At 72.1% G+C, this 16,275-nt stretch carries 16 protein-coding genes; 5 read left to right on the forward strand and 11 right to left on the reverse strand.

Annotation, left to right across the window (positions count from 1 at the left end; genetic code table 11):
• Window positions 1-50: 50 nt before the first annotated feature.
• Complete coding sequence (locus HKK74_RS07280; RefSeq protein WP_187242322.1) at window positions 51-1,247, reverse strand: CaiB/BaiF CoA transferase family protein; 1,197 nt, start codon at window positions 1,245-1,247, stop codon at window positions 51-53.
• A 209-nt stretch (window positions 1,248-1,456) separates the two neighbouring features.
• On the opposite strand from HKK74_RS07280, the gene cutA reads away from it, so the two are divergent.
• The gene (gene cutA / locus HKK74_RS07285) at window positions 1,457-1,798 is read left to right on the forward strand and encodes a divalent-cation tolerance protein CutA (RefSeq protein ID WP_187242323.1); all 342 of its coding nucleotides are present in this window, start codon (window positions 1,457-1,459) and stop codon (window positions 1,796-1,798) included.
• 209 nt (window positions 1,799-2,007) lie between these two features.
• The gene (locus HKK74_RS07290; RefSeq protein ID WP_312881318.1) at window positions 2,008-2,847 is read left to right on the forward strand and encodes an oxygenase MpaB family protein; all 840 of its coding nucleotides are present in this window, start codon (window positions 2,008-2,010) and stop codon (window positions 2,845-2,847) included.
• Window positions 2,848-2,881: 34 nt separating this feature from the next.
• Here HKK74_RS07290 and HKK74_RS07295 read toward each other — a convergent pair whose 3' ends face one another.
• The 10 genes from HKK74_RS07295 to uraD all read right to left on the reverse strand — a co-directional run bounded on the left by HKK74_RS07295 (window position 2,882) and on the right by uraD (window position 12,035).
• Complete coding sequence (locus tag HKK74_RS07295) at window positions 2,882-3,181, reverse strand: metal-sensitive transcriptional regulator (RefSeq protein WP_187242325.1); 300 nt, start codon at window positions 3,179-3,181, stop codon at window positions 2,882-2,884.
• Between the two features lie 121 nt (window positions 3,182-3,302).
• Complete coding sequence (locus HKK74_RS07300) at window positions 3,303-3,929, reverse strand: histidine phosphatase family protein (RefSeq protein WP_187242326.1); 627 nt, start codon at window positions 3,927-3,929, stop codon at window positions 3,303-3,305.
• Window positions 3,930-3,963: 34 nt separating this feature from the next.
• A complete protein-coding gene (ald, locus tag HKK74_RS07305; RefSeq protein WP_187242327.1) occupies window positions 3,964-5,082 on the reverse strand; it encodes an alanine dehydrogenase in 1,119 nt (372 codons plus the stop codon).
• A 221-nt stretch (window positions 5,083-5,303) separates the two neighbouring features.
• A complete protein-coding gene (locus HKK74_RS07310) occupies window positions 5,304-6,410 on the reverse strand; it encodes a glycerate kinase (protein WP_187242328.1) in 1,107 nt (368 codons plus the stop codon).
• 216 nt (window positions 6,411-6,626) lie between these two features.
• Window positions 6,627-8,972, reverse strand: a complete 2,346-nt coding sequence (gene pucD, locus HKK74_RS07315) for a xanthine dehydrogenase subunit D (RefSeq protein WP_187242329.1) — start codon at window positions 8,970-8,972, stop codon at window positions 6,627-6,629.
• Window positions 8,969-9,445, reverse strand: coding sequence for a (2Fe-2S)-binding protein (locus HKK74_RS07320; protein WP_187242330.1), 477 nt, complete (start codon window positions 9,443-9,445; stop codon window positions 8,969-8,971). Before HKK74_RS07320 ends, pucD begins: the two co-directional genes overlap by 4 nt.
• Window positions 9,436-10,317, reverse strand: coding sequence for an FAD binding domain-containing protein (locus HKK74_RS07325; RefSeq protein ID WP_187242565.1), 882 nt, complete (start codon window positions 10,315-10,317; stop codon window positions 9,436-9,438). Before HKK74_RS07325 ends, HKK74_RS07320 begins: the two co-directional genes overlap by 10 nt.
• A 13-nt stretch (window positions 10,318-10,330) precedes the next feature.
• On the reverse strand, window positions 10,331-11,194 hold the full coding sequence (gene pucL, locus HKK74_RS07330; protein ID WP_187242331.1) for a factor-independent urate hydroxylase: 864 nt from the start codon (window positions 11,192-11,194) through the stop codon (window positions 10,331-10,333).
• Window positions 11,194-11,520, reverse strand: coding sequence for a hydroxyisourate hydrolase (gene uraH, locus HKK74_RS07335; protein WP_187242332.1), 327 nt, complete (start codon window positions 11,518-11,520; stop codon window positions 11,194-11,196). Before uraH ends, pucL begins: the two co-directional genes overlap by 1 nt.
• The gene (gene uraD / locus HKK74_RS07340) at window positions 11,517-12,035 is read right to left on the reverse strand and encodes a 2-oxo-4-hydroxy-4-carboxy-5-ureidoimidazoline decarboxylase (protein WP_187242333.1); all 519 of its coding nucleotides are present in this window, start codon (window positions 12,033-12,035) and stop codon (window positions 11,517-11,519) included. The genes uraH and uraD overlap by 4 nt, the downstream gene beginning before the upstream one ends.
• Before the next feature lie 137 nt (window positions 12,036-12,172).
• On the opposite strand from uraD, the gene HKK74_RS07345 reads away from it, so the two are divergent.
• Genes HKK74_RS07345 through HKK74_RS07355 form a run of 3 tightly spaced genes read left to right on the forward strand, consistent with a single transcriptional unit; the run spans window position 12,173 to window position 16,240 of the window.
• Window positions 12,173-13,765 carry a PucR family transcriptional regulator gene (locus HKK74_RS07345; protein ID WP_187242334.1) on the forward strand — a complete coding sequence of 531 codons (1,593 nt, stop codon included), beginning with the start codon at window positions 12,173-12,175 and terminating at the stop codon, window positions 13,763-13,765.
• A 39-nt stretch (window positions 13,766-13,804) separates the two neighbouring features.
• Complete coding sequence (locus HKK74_RS07350; protein WP_312881320.1) at window positions 13,805-15,103, forward strand: helix-turn-helix domain-containing protein; 1,299 nt, start codon at window positions 13,805-13,807, stop codon at window positions 15,101-15,103.
• An 18-nt stretch (window positions 15,104-15,121) separates the two neighbouring features.
• Window positions 15,122-16,240 carry a DUF5685 family protein gene (locus HKK74_RS07355; RefSeq protein ID WP_187242335.1) on the forward strand — a complete coding sequence of 373 codons (1,119 nt, stop codon included), beginning with the start codon at window positions 15,122-15,124 and terminating at the stop codon, window positions 16,238-16,240.
• The last annotated feature ends 35 nt before the right edge of the window (window positions 16,241-16,275 follow it).

Raw genomic sequence — 16,275 nt, forward strand, 5'->3', positions numbered from 1 at the left:
CGAACCCGCCAGGGAGCCCGACACGCCACGAGTCAACGGACGAAGTGTCGTCATGGCCGAGACCGGAGCCGGGCGATCTCGTCGTCGGTGTAGCCGAGGTCGCGCAGGACCGCCGCAGTGTCCGCGCCGAGGGGCGGGCCGGCCGCGCCGTGCCGGGGCGGGGTGGCGGAGAGCCGCATCGGCGATCCGAGCTGCCGTACGTCGCCCATGACCGGGTGCTCGGCGTCCCAGAAGAAGCCGCGCCGCGTCAGATGGTCGTCGGTGAACACCTGGCCGTAGTCGGCTATCGGGGCGCACGGCACGCCCGCCGCCTCGAGCGCGGCGACCACGTCGGTGGTGGTCCGGGTGGTGGTGACCGCCTCGATGGCCGGGATCAGCTCGTCCCGCAGGGTGTGCCGGTCGTGCGCGTCGGCGTACCGCTCGTCGGCGAGCAGGTCGGTCAGGCCGAGCGCCCCGCACAGCCCGGTCCATGTCTTGGGCGAGATCGCTCCCACCGTGCACCAGCCGTCGGCGGTGCGGACGGCCTGGTACGGGGCGGTGCTCTGATGCGCGGAACCGAGGGGCCGGCCGACCTCGCCGGTGGCGAAGTACTTGCCGGCCTCCCAGATCGCCAGCGATACGCCGGCCTCGTACAGGGACAGGTCCACGAACTGGCCCTCGCCAGTGAGGTCGCGGGCCCGCAGCGCCGAGAGCGCGGACAGGGCCGCGTAGAGCCCGCAGACGAGATCGCACACGGGCACGCCGACCTTGACGGGCAGGCCGTCCGGCGTTCCGGTGATGCTCATGAGCCCGCCCCGGGCCTGAGCCATGATGTCGAGCCCGGCGAGATCGGCGAGCGGGCCGTCCTGCCCCCAACCCGAGATCGAGATGTACACCAGCCCCGGATTGACGGCCCGCAGGTCCTCGTAACCGAGCCCGAGCCGGCGAAGCGCCCCGGGCCGCAGGTTCTCCACCAGGACGTCGGCGCTCCGGGCCAGCCGGAGCATGGCCTCCCTGCCCGCCGCCGACTTCAGGTCCAGGGTGATCGACTTCTTGTTGCGGTTGAGCCGGGCGAAGGGCGAGCTCTCCCCGGCCACGAAGGGACCTGTGGCGCGGACCGGGTCGCCGCCGCCGGGATTCTCCACCTTCACGACCTCGGCGCCGAGGTCGGCGAGCTGCATGGCGGCGAACGGGGCGGCCATGTAGGCGCCCACCTCGATGACTCTGATGCCGGAGAGCGCCGCGTCCCCTGACCGCTCGGGGGCCATCCACACCTCGCTAGGTAGTTGATCACGGTGACCGGGTGCGGGCGAGCCCGCCACCGGCCGTGAGGCCATGGAGTTTGTCTACAGAAGACCGGGGTCGGTGGACAAGTCCCGGTCACCAATGGCGACCACGGTCACGACAGAGTTCTGGAGCTAAAACGGTTCAGACGGGGACTCGCGGGCTACGATCATGCGGAGAAGGGGGGTGTCGCATGACCGAGGCCTACGTTCAGGTGACGACGACGACGGACTCCCGGCAGGAGGCGGCCACGCTGGCCAAGTCCGCGGTGCGGGAACGGCTGGCCGCGTGCGCTCAGCTCGTCGGCCCCATCGCCAGCACGTACTGGTGGGAGGGCGAGATCGAGTCCGCCGAGGAGTGGATGGTGGTCTTCAAGACCACGGCGGACCAGTTCGAGGAACTCGCGGGACTCATCACGGAGAATCACTCCTACGACACCCCTGAGATCATCGCGACCCCGGTCGTCGCCGGCAGCGCTGACTACCTCGGCTGGCTCAGCGAGCAGACGACGACGGCCGAGGACGAGAGCGACTGACCCCGGCGCCCTCCCGGCCCGGCCCGGCCGATTCGATCGTCGCCGGCCGCCTCTGACACATGATCCGCAGTCCAGGACGTCATGCGCCGATGTTACGGCCGTGTGACTGAGGTCATAACTGGGTAATATGTAGGTAATAACGCTGTATGCGGGACCTGCATGCGGAACTTGGAAGCGGTGGAGGCCGTCGGGGCAGGGGGGCTGGCGCGGTGAGCGAGGACTACGGACTGTTCGGACCGGGTTCGGTGACCTGGCGGGTCATGGGCGAGCCCGTGCTGATCGTGGGCGGGCTGCGCGCGCTCCTGATCCAGGCCCTTCACCCTCAGTCCATGTGGGGGACGGCGCAGAATTCCGATCTCATGGACTCGGGCGCCGCCTGGTCGAGGATGGGTCGCACGATCGAGTTCGTCCGGGTGCGGACGTACGGCACCACGGACGAGGTCGAGCGGGCAGGCCGCCGCGTGCGCAAACTGCACTCCAAGCTGACCGGGCTCGACCTGCGCACCGGCGAGACCTTCCCGATAGACGCCCCCGAGAACCTGCTGTGGGTGCACATGGGAGAGGTGGACTCCTACCTCGACGTGGCGCGCCGTGCCGGGGTGCCGCTGACCCGCGAGGACGCCGATCGCTTCGTCGACGAGCAGCGCCGGTCCGCCGAGGTCGTCGGTCTCGACCCCGCCACCGTGCCCGCGTCGGTGGCCGAGATGAAGGCTTACTACGACGAGATGCGGACCCGGATCTGGGCCTGCAAAGAGGCGCGTCAGGGGCTCAGGCGGCTGTTCAACCCGGATGTGCCGCGCGCGATGCTGCCGCTCAAGCTGGCCGCCCCCGGCATCGCCACGCTGACGGTCGCCACGCTGCCGCGCTGGGCCCGCCGCATGTACGGCCTGCCGGGCCTGCCGACCTCGGACCTCACCGCGACGCTGACGCTGAAGGCGCTCCATCGCGGCACGCGCCTCATCCCCGAGTCCCTGCGCTACTCGCCCGACGCCAAGCGGGCGCGCGCCCTCGAGCGGGCCGCCGCAGAGTCTCTGGCGCTCGCCTCGTAGCCCCCGGCCGCGTGCGCGCGGCCGGCCAAGGTGGTCAGCCGCGCCGAAGCAGCCGGCCGACCGAGGCCATGAGCTCGGTGGTCATCTCCTCGGACTTGCCCGCCTCGGTGCCCTCCTGGACACAGTGGCGGACGTGGCCGTCGAGCAGACCGAGCGCCACCTTGTCGAGTGCCGCCTGGATCGCGCTGATCTGGGTGAGCACGTCGATGCAGTAGCGGTCGTCCTCGACCATGCGCTCGATGCCGCGGACCTGGCCCTCGATGCGCCGCAGCCGCGTGGTCAGTTGATCCTTGGTCGCGGTGTAGCCGCGGGTGGGTCGGTCGGCCGTTGCCATCTCTGCCTCGCGCTCGTCAGCTGGAACCCAACCATTATGCGGTATTGAGACTACCTAACCCCGCGGGGGTATTGGCCCAGGGCAGGCGAGGCGGGACGGGCCGGCCCCATGCCCGCAGGGACTATCGCCAGGGCCGCAGAGGGTCGGGCGGGACGTTCCAGGAGGTGATGACCGGCCGGTCGTGCTCGGTGCCGAGCGTCGACAGTGTCCCGGTGCGGAGTACGAACAGGCGGCCGGCGGCGGGCTCCAGGTCGAGCCATCTCGCGGTGAGCACCCGCAGCACATGACCGTGCGCGACGAGAGCGACGTCGCCCTCGGCGAGCGACGGCCGGACCCTGGCCAGCACGGCGTCGGCGCGCTCGCCGACTCGCTCCACCTTCTCACCCGGATGCTCGACGTCACCCGGCACGACGCCGTCGCTCCACAGGTACCAGCCCGGCCGCTCTTCGCGGATCTCCGGGCTGGTCCGGCCCTCGTAGCCGCCGTAGTCCCACTCCCACAGATCCTCGTCGATCTCTATGTTCGCGAGCCCGGCCGGCCCGGCCAGCCCGGCGAGCTCGGCGGTGCGCCGGGCTCGACGGGCAGGGCTGCAGACGACTCTGATGATCTTCCGGGTGGCCGGCAGCTGGGCGAGGGCGCGGGCCTCCACCTCACCACGCTCGGTGAGCGGCAGATCGGTGCGCCCGGTGTGCCGCCCGGCCCGGCTCCACTCCGTCTCCCCGTGCCGCACGATGATCAGTTCGCCCATGAACTCATCCCGGCTCGCGAGATCGTGGAGACGATCAAGAACTGAAGACCGACTCCGCTGGGGTGTAGGACATGCCGTGCGCCTCGGCGACCTGCTCGTGGGTGAGCACGCCGTCGTGGGTGTGCAGGCCGAGCGCCAGGGCCTTGTCGGCGCGGCAGGCCGCCTGCCACCCCTTGTCGGCGATCTCGACCGCGTAGGGGAGCGTCACGTTGGTCAGCGCGTAGGTCGAGGTGTTCGGCACCGATCCCGGCATGTTGGCGACGCAGTAGAACACCGAGTCGTGCACCTTGTAGGTGGGGTCGGCGTGCGTGGTGGGCCGGGAGTCCTCGAAGCAGCCGCCCTGGTCGATGGCGATGTCGACGAGAACCGAGCCGGGCTTCATGCGTGACACGAGCTCGTTGGAGATCAGGGTCGGTGCCTTCGCGCCGGGGATCAGTACCGCGCCGATCACGAGGTCGGCTTCGAGCGCCGCCTGCTCGATCGCGTAGCGGCTCGAGACGAGGGTCTTCAGCCGGCCCTGGTAGATGGCGTCGATGTGGCGCAGCCGGTCGACGTTGACGTCGAGGATCGTGACCTCGGCCCCCATGCCGACCGCGATCTGCGCCGCGTTGAGCCCGGACACGCCCCCGCCGATCACCACGACCCGGGCCGGGGCCACGCCCGGCACTCCGCCGGGCAGTACGCCGCGACCGCCCTTGAAGCGCATCAGGTTGTAGGCCCCCACCTGGGGCGCGAGCCGGCCCGCGACCTCGGACATTGGTGCGAGCAGCGGCAGCGACCGGTTCGGCAGCTGCACCGTCTCGTAGGCGATCGAGGTCACGCCGGACCCGAGCAACGCGTCCGTGCACGCGCGCGAAGCGGCGAGGTGCAGGTAGGTGAAGAGGGTCTGGCCCCGCCGCATCCGGTGGTACTCGTCGGCGATGGGTTCCTTGACCTTGAGGATCAGCTCACCCTCGGCCCACACGGCGTCGGCCGAATCGAGGATCTTGGCCCCGGCGGCGATGTACTCCTCGTCCGGAATGGAGGAACCGAGCCCCGCGCCGCGCTCGACGAAGACGTCGTGCTGGTGACGAATGAGTTCGTGCACGCCGGCCGGCGTGATCGCTACCCGGTATTCGTGGTTTTTGATCTCGCACGGAACGCCGACCTTCACGTGGATCCTCCCAAGCGGGTGCTAGTCATCCCCTTCAGCGTGCTGTTCCCCGTGGGGACATGCCACATGCAGCATGTACGGCCCTCCGGCGACTTGCTGACAGGGTGTAAGACGATCGGCGTGTTCGCGCAGGTCGTCGCGGTTGTCCCGGTTGTTCCGGCCGCCCCGTGGTGGGCCGGGTTCGCGCGCCATGCCGCCGTACGTCAGCCGCCGGCCGCAGATCAGTTCGGCAGCCACTCGTCCGCGATGGCGACGGTCAGCTGTTCCAGCAGCAGGCCGGCCTGGCTGATGCAACGCTCCACGTCGGGTTCGATGTCGGTGAGGGCGTAGGCCGCCTGGATGCGGGCGCGGCGCAGCTGTTCCCCCGTGAGGCTGCGGCGGCCGGCCACCGCGACGACCGGGATGCCGACCCGGGCGGCCGCCCGGGCCACCCCGATGGGCGCCTTGCCGCGGAGGCTCTGCGTGTCGAGTGACCCCTCGCCTGTGACGATCAGGCGGGCGCCCTTGGCGCGGTCGGCGAAGCCCAGCAGGTCGAGCAGGAACGTGATGCCCGGCTCGATGGACGCGCCGAGGAGGGCCAGCGCCGCGAAGCCCACGCCACCGGCCGCCCCGGCGCCCGGCTTGTCCCTCACCGCCCGGCGCGACGCCGCCTCGGCGAGGTCGGCCCACCGGCGCAGGCCCGCATCCAGCACGCGCACGTCGTCGCGGCTCGCCCCCTTCTGCGGGCCGTACACGGCGGCTGCGCCCTCGCGGCCGAGCAGCGGATTGTCGACGTCACTGGCGATGATCAGCTCGATGCCGGACAGGTTCGCCAGGCCGCGCAGGTCGAGCGCGTGCAGAGACCGCAGGGCGGCGCCACCGGGCGGCAGGTCGCTGCCATGCGCGTCGAGCAGCCGGCCGCCCAGCCCCTGGATCATGCCCGCGCCGCCGTCGGTGCAGGCGCTGCCGCCGAGCCCGAGTACGACGCGGCGCGCGCCGAGCCGGACGGCCTCGGCGAGGAGCTGGCCGGTGCCGTGACTGGTCGCGGTCAGCGGCTGGGGCCGCCCGTCCGGCAGATGACGCAGCCCGGAGGCCTCGGCCAGCTCGACGACCGCGGTGTCGCCGTTGACGGCGAAGGCCGCGCGGACCGGCCGGCCCGTGGGGCCGCACACCTCCAGCTCGACCCTGCCGTAGCCGGCCGCCAGGGCGGCCTCGACCGTGCCGTCGCCCCCGTCGGCGACGGGCAGCAGGGTCACCGGCACCGAAGGGCGGGCGCGGCGCAGGCCGGCCGCGATGTGCCGGGCCACCTCCGGCGCGCTCAGCGACCCCTTGAACTTGTCAGGGGACACCAGGACGTGCCCATCGGACGGGGCCCCAGATGGGGAGTCTGCGGAGACCACTGTCGATGCCTTTCACCGGGGAAGTGTTCGTCTTCTGCATACGCGACAACGGAACTATTTGACACCACGTAACGCCCCATTGGTGTTGAGACCGATCGACATCGTGCGGGCGCTCGGGACGCCCGCGGCCGCCCCGGCCGGCCGGATGTGCCCGTGGTCGCCCGATCAACCCAGGTCGGACGGCTTATCCATGGCGTGCCCGGTGATGTGCTCGGGCCGGACCGGCACCCGAGTGAGCGATCTGCCGGTGGCGGCGCGCACCGCCGCGATCACGGCCGGGGTCGACGACAGGGTGGGCGGCTCGCCGGCGCCCCGCAGACCGTAGGGGGCGTGCGGATCGGGATGCTCCAGTACCTGCGTCCGCATCGGCGGCATGTCCAGGATGGTGGGGATGAGGTAGTCGGTGAAGGACGGGTTGCGGATCACGCCGTCCCGCACCTGGATCTCCTCCATGAGCGCGAGGCCCAGGCCCTGAGCGCTGCCGCCCAGGATCTGGCCGCGCAGCGCGACCGGGTTGAGGATCCTGCCGACGTCCTGCACCGCGGCCAGCTCCACCACCTTGACCAGCCCGAGCTCGACGTCGACGTCGACGACCGCCCGGTGCACGCAGAAGGCGAACTGCGTGTGCGAGTCGCCCTGCCCGGTCAGGGGGTCCATCGGCCGGGTGGGCCGGTGGCGGAACTCCCGGGTCTCCTCGACCGCCTCCGCGTGCAGGATCTCGGCCAGCGTGGCGATCACGCCCTCGGACTCCGACACCACCTTGCCGTCGGCGAGCGCGAGATCGGCGGGCACCCGGCCGCCCCGCCCCTCGGCGGCCAGATGCCGCCCCGCGAGCGCGAAGACCCGCGCCCGCACGGCCGCGCAGGCGGCGCGCACCGCGCCGCCGGTCATGTACGACTGACGCGACGCGCTGGAGGAGCCGGCGGAGCCGACGGCGGTGTCGGCCGGGGCGACCGTGACCCGGTCGACGCCGAGCTCGGTACGGGCGATCTGCGCCTGGAGCGTGACCAGGCCCTGGCCCACCTCTGCGGCGGCGGTGTGCACGAGCACGGCGGGCTCGCCGCCGACCAGTTCCAGCCGCACCCGGGCGGTGGAGTGGTCGTCGAAGCCCTCGGAGTAGCAGATGTTCTTGATGCCGATCCCGTAGCCGACCCCGCGGACCACGCCCTCGCCATGGGTGGTGTTCGCGACCCCGCCGGGCAGGCCGAGCAGGTCCGGGCGCCCGTCCTCGCCGGTGATCCGCGCGGCGGGCGGCGGGAACGCGCGGACCCGCTCCAGCAGGTCGGTCAGGGGTGCCGGCATGTCGACGACCTGGCCCGTGGCGATCGTGGACCCCTCGCTCAGCGCGTTGCGGATGCGGACCTCGACCGGATCGAGGCCGCACGCCTCCGCGAGCCGGTCCATCTGGGACTCGTAGGCGAAGCACGCCTGCACCGCCCCGAAGCCCCGCATCGCGCCGCACGGCGGGTTGTTGGTGTAGACGCCATAGGCGTCGATGGCGACGTTCGGGACGTTGTAGGGGCCCGCGCCGAGGGAGGCGGCGTTGCCGACCACGGCCGGGGTCGACGACGCGTACGCGCCCCCGTCCAGGATGATCTCGGCCCGGACGTAGACCAGCCGGCCGTCGCTCGTGGCGCCGTGCTCGTAGCGCAGCACGGCGGGATGACGGTGCACGTGGCCGAAGAAGGACTCCTCCCGCCCGTACACGAACTTCACCGGCCGGCCGGTGCGCAGCGCGAGCAGGCACGCGTGGATCTGCATCGAAAGGTCCTCGCGGGCGCCGAAGGCCCCGCCCACCCCAGCGAGCGTGAGCCGCACCCGCTCGGCGGGCAGACCGAGGCACGCGGCGATCTGCTCCTGGTCGACGTGCAGCCACTGGGTGGCGACGAAGAGATCGACGCCGCCGTCCTCGGCGGGCACGGCGAGCCCGGACTCGGGGCCGAGGAAGGCCTGGTCCTGCATGCCGACCTCGTACTCGCCGGTGACCACCACGTCGGCGGTCGCGGCCGAAGCGTCGCCGACCCGTACGGGCTGGTGGCGCACGATGTTGCCGCTCTCGTGCACCTTCGGGCACGCGGGGTCGAGCGCGGCCCGGCGGGCGTCGGTCACCGGCTCCTCGACCTCGTAGCCGACCACGATCCGCTCACACGCTCGGCGGGCGGTCTCGGGATGGTCGGCGGCCACGATGGCGATCGCCTCGCCCTGGTAGCGCACCCGGTCGATGGCCAGGACGGGCTGGTCACGGTGGTCGAGGCCGTAGCAGCGCGCACCGGGGACGTCCTCGTGGGTCAGCACTGCGTGCACCCCGGGGAGCTTCACCGCCTCGGTCAGGTCGACGGAGGTGATCCGCGCGCGGGGGTGCGGGCTGCGCAGTGTGGCCCCCCACAGCATGCCGTCCATCCACAGGTCGGAGGAGTAGGCGAATTCACCCGTCACCTTGAGGTTGCCGTCCGGCCGGACGGGGCTGTCCCCGATGCCGCCGCGCACGCCGCTCTCCAGCCGCGTGGTCATGACGGACCCGCCCCGCGGCCGGCGGCCAGCCGGACCGCTTCGATGATCTGCTCGTATCCGGTGCAGCGGCAGAGGTTGCCGGCGAGCGCCTCGCGGATCTCGGTGTCGGCGGGTACGCCGTCGGTGCGGGCGAGCAGGTCGTGGGCGGCGACGATGAGACCCGGTGTGCAGAACCCGCACTGCACGGCGCCGCACTCGACGAACGCCTCCTGCAGCGGGTCGAGCCGGTGGCCCTCGGCGAGGCCCTCCACCGTGCGGACCGTGCCGCCCTCCGCCTGGCCGGCCGCGACCAGGCAGGCGCACACCGGGGTGCCGTCCAGATAGACCGTGCACGACCCGCACTCGCCCTGTTCGCAGGCGTTCTTGGAGCCGGGCAGGCCGCACCGCTCGCGCAGGACGTACAGCAGCGACTCGCCCTCCCACACGTCGTCGACCACCCGCTCTTCACCGTTGACGGTGAACGTCACGCGCATTCCGCCGCCCCCTTCCGGTAGTCCGCCCAGGCCCAGCCGAGCGTGCGCCGCGCCATCACCGACAGCGCGTGGCGGCGGTACTCGGCGGTGCCGCGCACGTCGTCGATGGGATTCGCCGCCGCCGCGACGAGTTCGCCGAACCGCCGCGCCACCCGGTCGTCGAGCGGGCCGGCTCCCTCCCAGTCCAGCTCCCCGGCCAGGTACTCCCCGGCGTCGAACGCCAACAGCGGCGTCGGGCCGGCCGAGCCGATCCCGGTTCCCACCTCTCGTTCCCCCGGATCCAAGGTCAATGCGAACGAGCACACGGCGATCACCATCGCGTTGCGCGTGCCGATCTTCGCGAACTGCTCAGGGCCGTGCGTCACCCGCATCCGCACCTCGCGGATCAGCTCGTCCGGCGCCAGCAGGTTCCGCTTGGGCCCGGTGAAGAAGTCGTATACCGGGTACGGCCCCGCCTTCTTCCGCACCGACTCCACCCATACCTCGGCACCCCGATTGGCCAGGAGGACGGGAAGGAGGTCTCCTGCGGGGGAGGCGGAGCCGAGGTTTCCGCCGATCGTGCCCCGGTTGCGGATCTGCGGCGAACCGACCGTGCGCGCGGCGATGGCCAGGCCGGGGAACATCCCGCCCAGTTCCTCGATGATCCGCGTGTACGTCATGCCCGCGCCGATCCGGATCCAGCCGGGCACGATATCGGTGTTCCACGTGGCGAGTTCGGGGATCGCCGTGAGGTCGAGGAGCGCCGGGGGACGGGTCCGGTCGAAGTTCAGCTCGACCATCACGTCGGTGCCTCCCGCGATCGGGCGCGCGTCCGGCCGCTCCGCCTTCATGGCGAGGGCCTCCGCCCAGGTCGCGGGCCTCAGGAACTCCATGCTCATCTGCCCCTCACCACCAGGCCTCCTCGGCCGCGGGGACGTCGTCGCGCAGTACCGATCCCTCGATGAGGCCGTACGGGCGATCGGCGGCGTGGAACACCTCGTTCGGGTTGTCCAGGCCGAACGCCTCCAGATCGACGGCGAAATGGTGCTTGTTGGGCATCGACAGGCGGACCTCGCAGATCGACGGGCACTCCTCGAGCACCCTGCGGCCCATCGCGTACAGCGTCTGCTGCAGGGACAGGCTGTGGGTGCCCGCGAACGCCTCGAGCAGCAGCCCCCGGACCGTGCCGTACGACGTGTCCCACGCAGTGCCGAGATCGGTGTGGCGCCACTCGGCGTTCACCACGGTGGCGAGGATCCGGTCCCGGGTCTCCGGCAGGGTCGTGTACTCGTCCTTCAGGAAGCCCCAGAATTCCGACCCGGCGGAGTTCAGCACGGTCAGGTCCCGCAGCCCGGAGACGACGTGGGTCCGTTCGCCGTCGTGGGCGACGCGGGCGGTGCGGACCTCCTGGCCGCGCCGGACGAAGGAGTGGCCGGTTACCGGGATGCGGTCCCAGGCGTACTCCTCGACGCTCACCCGGGCCCGGTGGACGGTCGGCTGCGAGCGCACGAAGTGCCGGGCCAGCAGCAGCCCGAACGCCTCGGCCGAGGCGATGCCGTGCTCGCGGGCGAACGCGAACACCGTGTTCTTCTGGGTGTCGGTCGGGAGCACGGCGGCGTTGTCGCCGGTGAGGTGCACGGCCGTCATCTCGCCCGAGAGCGCGACGCTCACATTGAGATCCTTGATCTCGTGGTGGTCGCCGTGCCGGTTCACCCGTACGACCCGGGTCTCCGCCTTGCCGTACTGGTTCGGCCCCAGCGTGATGCCCATCAGCTGCCCCGGTAGGTCGAGTAGCCGTACGGGCTGACCAGCAGTGGGACATGGTGGTGCTCGCCCGGGTCCGAGATGGCGAAGACGACGCTCACCTCGGGATAGAAGGTCTGTGTTCCGGTGGCGGCGAAGTACGGGCCGGTGCCGAACCGCAGCCGGTAGGTCCCGGCCTCCGGCGCGGGCAGATCGCCCAGGCGCCCGTCGTCGTCGGTGACGTCCTGGGCGAGTGGCCGCCAGGTATCGCGTTCGTAGCGATCCAGCCGGACCGGCACTCCGGCGGCCGGCCGGCCCCGGCCGGTGTCGAGGACATGCGTGCTCAGTGTCACTGGGGCCGCTCCAGCAGTTTCGTCAGGCGCAGTCGGGTGATCTTCCACAGCTCCTCGCGCACGATCGTCCGTTCGCGGGCGTCGTCGTTGGTCAGGCGGTCCCGGAGTGCCGCGAGCATCTCCTCGGCCGACAGCCCGGTCGCGCAGATGAGGAACACCCGGCCGAACCGCTCCTCGTAGGCGAGGTTCCCCTCGTGCAGTTCCCCGGCCACCTCGCCGTCGGAGTCGATCACTCCGGACTGCTCAGCGCGCGACCAGGCCGCCTCGCGATCCACGCCCCTCGGCCGGTCGCCGATGCGGGGGTGACGGGCCAGGGCCTGCTCCACGTCGGCCCAGCCGAGAGCCGAGAGCGCCTCGCCGGCGGTGCACGCGAGGGCCGCGTCGTCGGCGAAGGGACGGGCCGCCGCGACGGCGGCCGCCCAGGCCTTCGACCCGCAGCAGTTCATGAGCTCGTGCTCGGCGTCGTGCTCGGAGAGCTCATTGAGCCATTCCACGCCCTGTGGTCGGCCGGTCATCAAGCCAGTACAGCAGGACGGGCGGAGCTCCACCAGCGGCGGATCTCACGAACCGGGCGCGCCGTGGCGGCCGGTGGCCTGGAGATTCCTACAAAGACCCCCATGTGCGCCTATCGGGCGGTCGATAGCCTGATCCGGTGCTGTTGCGGGATCTCCTGGACATAGGCGAGTTGCGGCTCGTGCTGCGCACCGGGGACCATGGACTGGATCGCCCGATCCGATGGGTCTACACGACCGAACTGGTGCTGCCCGGCCGATACCTCACCGGCGACGAGCTGGTGCTGACCGGGTTGATGTGGCGCAAGGGGCACGAGGACCCGGACTGGCTGGTGGCGACGCTCGTCGACGCCGGAGTGTCGGCTCTCGGGGTGGGAACCGCCGTGCACGGCCACGTGCCGCCCGACATCGTGGCCGCGTGCCGCGAGCGCGGGCTGCCGCTGATCGAGATACCCGAGGAGATCTCCTTCGGCACCGTCAGCGAGGTCGTCACCCGGCGGCTGATGGCCGAGCGCACCGCCGGTCTCACCACCGCGATCGGCCGGCATCGCCGTCTCCTCGCCGGCATGGCCGAGGGCGCCGGGCTCGACGCCGTCTTCGCCGTGAGCCGCGAGGACATCGGCCGCGGCTGCTGGATCGTGACCCCCACCGGTCACGTCGTCGCCGGCCCGGCCACCGGCCCGCCCGCCGACGACGCGCGGACGCTGGCCGCCGGCTACCTCACCGCCGACCGGCTGCCGCACGTGGTGCGCGCCGGCCGTACGTACACGCTGCTGCTGGTGGGCGCCCAGGCGCGGCACCGGGTGGCCGGCCGCTTCCTGGCCTGCGAGGGCGACCTGCGTCACGCCGGCGACGAGATCACGGAGTCGGTCCACGAACTCGCCGCGCTGGCGGCGCTCGAGCGCGCGCGGGTCGAGGAGGGGCGCCGGGTCGAGCGCCGGATGGTGGCCGAACTCGCCGAGCCGGCCGGTCCGGCGGAATCGACCGGACCTGCCGGAGCACCCGGACCTGCCGGAGCGCCCACGTCCGCCCGGCCGGTCGATCCGGGAGAGGTGGCGGCGCGGATGCGGCTCTGCGGGCTCTCTCCGGGGGAGCCGTACGTCGCGGTGTCGGCCACGGTCGGTGAGGTGCCGCATCCGGACGAACTCGCGTGCGTGGTGCTCGAAGAACTGCTGTACGGCGCGGGCGGTGTGGTCGGCGGGCTGCGCGGCGAGGCGATCGCCTTCGTGCCGGCCGCCGGGATCGCCGACGTCGTGGCCACGATGCGGGCGGCGTCGCTGTTCCTTGAACCCGCGCTGGCGGGCGAGGGACTCGCGGTCGGCGTCAGCGGGCCCGCCGAGGGACCCGCGGCGCTGCGCGGCGCGGTCGAGGAGGCGCGCCACACCAGAAGGCTGGCGGGCCGGCGTGCGGGCCGGCTCCGGGTCGCCACGAGCGAGGAGGCCCAATCGCATGCGCTGTTGCTGGCGAACGTCCCCGCCACGGTGCGCGAGTCCTACCGGGACCGGCTGCTGCGCCCGCTACGGGACTACGACAGCGAGCACCACTCCGAACTCGTGCCCACGCTCGAGGCTTTCCTGGACTGCTCCGGCTCCTGGAGCCGGTGCGCCGCCCGCTTGCACATCCATGTGAACACGCTGCGCTACCGGATCGGGCGGATCGGGGAACTGACCGGACGGGATCTCAGCACATTCGAGGACCGTGTCGACCTGTTTTTGGCCTTGCGGGCGACGTAGGTCATACAGGATGGTCGTCCTGGGCGAAAAGGAGTTTTCGTGGACGGTCAGGAATCCTTCGGTCAGCGCATCCGGATGTTGCGCATCCGGCAAGGAGTCAGTCAGGCTCAGCTCGCCTTTCCGGAGTTGTCGGACAGCTACATCTCGCTGATCGAGAGCGACAAGCGGGTTCCGGCGCCGAGCGTGGTCGAGCTGCTGGCCACCAAGCTGCACTGCTCGCCCACCTATCTGGTGAGCGGAGTCAGCGAGGAGGTCGTCGACGGGTTGCGGGTCACCCTCGACTACGCCGAGATCGCACTGCAGAACGGCGCGGCGGCCGAGGCGCGCGCCCGCTTCGCCGAGGTGCTCGAGAGCACCGACGCGGCGGCACTGCCGGACCTCATGCACCAGGCCCGGTGGGGGCACGCGCTCGCACTGGAGGCCGATGGCCAGCTCGAGCCCGCGATCACCGAGCTCAACAGACTGAAGGAGGTCGCGTCCCTCGAGACCGATCGTGATCATTGGGCGAGGGTGCACGTCGCGCTGAGCCGGTGCCTGCGCGAACGAGGTGACGTCAGCGCCAGCGTGCGCCTCGCCGAAGAGGCGCTGCGCCAGCTCACGGCGGTGGGGTCGGAGTCGACCGACACCGCGGTGCATCTGGCGGCCACCCTGCTCGCGGCGCTCATCGTGCGCGGCGACCTGGTCCGGGCCCACCAGCTGGCCGGTCAACTGATCGAGCGTGCCGAGCGGATCGGCAGCCCCCGGGCGCGCATCTGGGCCTACTGGGAGGCCGCCTACGTCGCCGAGATGCGCGGCGAGTACGACGAGGGGATCGCCTGGGTCGAGCGGGCGCTCGCGCTGCACGGCGAGCAGGAGGATCCCCGCAACCTCTGCCGGTTGCGCCTGGCCTTCGCCGGCCTCCTGCTGCGCGCCCGGCCGGACCAGGCCCAGCACGCTCACGAGCTGCTGCTGCGGACCAGGGACGACATCGCCGCCAGCGCCGCGAGCGAGATCGACGTGGCGTGGTGCCTCACCACGCTGGCCCAGGCCGAGACCGTCCTCGGGCGCCCCGAGAAGGCCGTCGAACTGGCCAGCCAGGCGGTCGAGATGCTGGGCGACTCACCCCGCCGGGCCGCCGCCTGGGCCCTCGCGGTGCTCGGGGAGGCCTACGTCCGGCTGGGCCTGCGCACCGAGGCGGTGGGCGTGCTGACCCAGACCGCGACGCACCTGGAGACCATGGAGTCCACCCGCCAGGCGGCCCAGGCGTGGTTCGACTTGGCCGAGCTGTTCGGTGAGACGGGAGCCGAGGCGCCGCGCCTCGCCGCCTATCGACGTGCCCTCAACTGCGTAGGGCTCTGAGGCGAGGACGGGGTACAGATGTTCGGGGTCGTCCGCCCGTGCAGGCACGGGATGTGCGGATCGCTGTTCAAGGACTGGATGGCCCACCTATGCGGGCTCTGCCTGACCCTGCGCACCGAGCACGGCCAGGCCGCCCGGATGGTGACCAACTATGACGGGCTGCTGGTGTCGGTGCTGGTCGAGGCGCAGAGCGCGGACCGTTCCCCGCGCCGTAAGGCCGGGCCGTGCGCGCTGCGCGGCCTCCGCGCCGCCGAGGTCGTGGACGCGCGTGCCGAGGGGGCGCGCCTGGCCGCCGCCGTATCACTGCTGCTGGCCGCGGGGAAGATCCGCGATCACGTGGCCGACCGCGACGGCGTGTACGCCCGGAGGCTCGTCGCGGCGGCCGCGGGGCGGGTGGCCGACCGCTGGGACGCCGCCGGGGGCCGCACGAGCGCGGCCACCGGCTTCGACCCGGCCGTGCTGCGCGATGTGGTCGACCGGCAGAGCGCGCTCGAGTCGGCACCCGGCCGGAGCCTGCTCGAGCTGACCGCGCCGACGGAGGACGCTGTGGCGGCGGCCTTCGCGCACACCGCCGTGCTGGCGGGCAAGCCGCACAACGCCGAGACGCTGGCCGAGGCCGGGCGGTACTTCGGCCGGATCGCCCACCTGATCGACGCCGTCGAGGATCTCGCTGAGGACCGGGCCACCGGCGCCTACAACCCACTGCTCGCCACGGGCGTCGATCTCGACGAGGCGCGCCGTCACTGCGACGCCGCGTTGCACGGCCTGCGGCTGGCCGTGGCCGATCTGGATCTGGAGAGCCGGCGGCTGATCAAGGCGCTGCTGGACCGGGAGATGCGGCGTTCGGTGCACCACGTGTTCGCGGAGGCCGCGAACGGTCCCGGGCCGTACCCGCCGGGGCCGCAACCTCCGCACCCGCACCAGCCCGACTCGCGTCCCCCGCACCGCCGGCCACCGCGGCCCGGCCTGCCGGCCCTCTGCCTGGCCTGGACGGTGGTGGGCTGCACCTGCGGGCTCTGGCAGCCCGACTGGAGCGAGCACCACGGCGGGGACTGCGGCGACCGGTGCTGGTGCAGCCGGCACTGCGACTGCTGTGACTGTTGTGACTGCTGCGACTGCTGCTCTTGTGACTGCTAGAGCGTGGGTCACCGGGCCCGGCACCGGTCGCGCCG

It is taken from the genome of Actinomadura alba, assembly GCF_014323705.1.
In the GTDB taxonomy this organism is placed as follows: domain Bacteria; phylum Actinomycetota; class Actinomycetes; order Streptosporangiales; family Streptosporangiaceae; genus Actinomadura_C; species Actinomadura_C alba.